This is a genomic window from Shewanella sp. 11B5, from assembly GCF_002836795.1.
GTDB classification, from domain to species: domain Bacteria; phylum Pseudomonadota; class Gammaproteobacteria; order Enterobacterales; family Shewanellaceae; genus Shewanella; species Shewanella frigidimarina.
In genome coordinates this window covers 1-1796 of record NZ_PJAP01000769.1, presented here as the reverse complement: position 1 = coordinate 1796, position 1796 = coordinate 1, and the positions used below count along the sequence as shown (strand labels likewise).

Genomic DNA, 1796 nt, shown 5'->3' with positions numbered 1-1796 from the left:
TGGATATTCATCCGTTACAGCGGGTGTTTCTGTTTGCGCTAGATGCGCGACTCGCGTTTCATAACAAATAATTTGTACTGCTTGAGCCAAGTTTAGCGAGCTATATTCTGGGTTTGCCGGAATAGCCACATGGTAAGTACACTTTTGTAACTCTTCATTACTTAAACCATGATTTTCACGACCAAAAACAATAGCAACAGGGCCATTTAAGCTTTCTTGAGTAAGTTTTAAACCCGCTTCGCGAGGATCAAGCATCGGCCAATCAAGAGTACGACTGCGTGCACTAGTGGCAATGACCAGACTACAATCGGCTATGGCTTCTTCTAACGAATCAACTCGCGTCAGGTTTTTCAGAATATCTGACGCACCTGCAGCAAGTGCTATCGATTGCCCATCAGGCTCAGCTCTTGGCTCTGCGAGATATAAATTTGATAAGCCCATGGTTTTCATTGCTCTAGCAGTAGAGCCAATATTACCAGGGTGTGAGGTACCAACTAAAACAACACGAATATTACTGAGCATGTAGCACTTTCTTTTAGCTAAAAATATTATCCATATATTAACACAATCGTTAAAAATTACGTTATATGAAAATCTGCATTTGATATAACTGTCAAATTAAGTATAATGCGGGCGCTATTTTACTCGTTCTTTAACATCCAGGGGATTGCAATGCATCCGATGCTGACTATTGCCACGCGCGCTGCACGCGCCGCGGGCCAAACTATTATGCGCGCCTATACTGAACTTGACCGTGTTGAGGTAAGCAGTAAAGGTATTAATGATTTTGTGACTAGTGTAGACAAGGAAGTAGAAGCAACTATTACATATCAAATTCGTAAATCTTATCCAGACCACACCATTATTGGTGAAGAAAACGGTGAAAACCGTGGTACTGATAAAGACTACATTTGGATTGTTGATCCTTTGGATGGCACTAACAACTTCGTTCGTGGTATTCCTCACTTTGCCGTATCTATCGCATTACAATATAAAGGCAAAATTGAAGTTGCCGTTATTTACGATCCTGTCCGTGAAGAATTATTTTCAGCGATTCGCGGCAAAGGCGCTAAGCTCAATGATTTCCGTTTACGTGTAACCAACGTAAATGATTTGAGCAGCACAATGATTGGTACCGGTTTCCCATTCAAAGCACGTCAACACACTGAAAGCTATATGGCTATTTTGGGTGAAGTATTCCCATTATGTGCTGATATCCGTCGTGGTGGTTCTGCTGCATTAGATTTAGCTTACGTCGCTGCAGGCCGTTTAGATGGTTTCTTTGAAATTGGTCTTAAGCCATGGGACATTGCTGCGGGCGACTTAATTTGTCGTGAAGCTGGCGGTACTGTTACTGACTTTATGGGCGGACACAACTATATGGTTTCAGGAAACATTGTGGCTGGTAGTCCAAAAGTGACCACGCAATTAGTTAAAACTATGCGTCCCCTACTAAATGAAGGTTTAAAACGTTAATCGTTTACCTTTATTTAGACAAACCGCTAGAGCATCGCTTTAGCGGTTTTTTTATGTCTATTCAATAGCATTACTCTCAGCCTAGTAAAGATAAAACGCTAGCCAACGACTCATAACGGCGTAAATCTTACTATATCGACATTGAGTGGAGAGTATATTAACCACTTATTCTGCAAACCACAGTTTATCTCAAAAAATCGACCCAGATCACTGGGAAATTCACTTGAAGTCGTCAATAATAGTGTTTTGATTTTATTAATGAAGATGACTATGCCATTACTGCGAAAAGTAGGACTAAAATCCTTAAAAAATATCGAACA

The 1796-nt window shown here is 40.7% G+C and carries 2 protein-coding genes; one reads left to right on the top strand and one right to left on the bottom strand.

Annotated features, from left to right (window positions below):
* A partial coding sequence (locus tag CXF78_RS16285; protein WP_102037367.1) for an RNA methyltransferase occupies positions 1–522 on the bottom strand: 522 nt, incomplete at its 3' end.
* 150 nt (positions 523–672) lie between these two features.
* Here CXF78_RS16285 and suhB point away from each other — a divergent pair.
* Positions 673–1476 carry an inositol-1-monophosphatase gene (suhB, locus tag CXF78_RS16280; RefSeq protein ID WP_011637882.1) on the top strand — a complete coding sequence of 268 codons (804 nt, stop codon included), beginning with the start codon at positions 673–675 and terminating at the stop codon, positions 1474–1476.
* Positions 1477–1796 lie beyond the last annotated feature (320 nt).

What these genes read in the sequence shown, in the direction of transcription:
- suhB (WP_011637882.1), top strand. Translation starts at nt 673, where the DNA reads ATGCATCCGATGCTGACTATTGCCACGCGCGCTGCACGCGCCGCGGGC.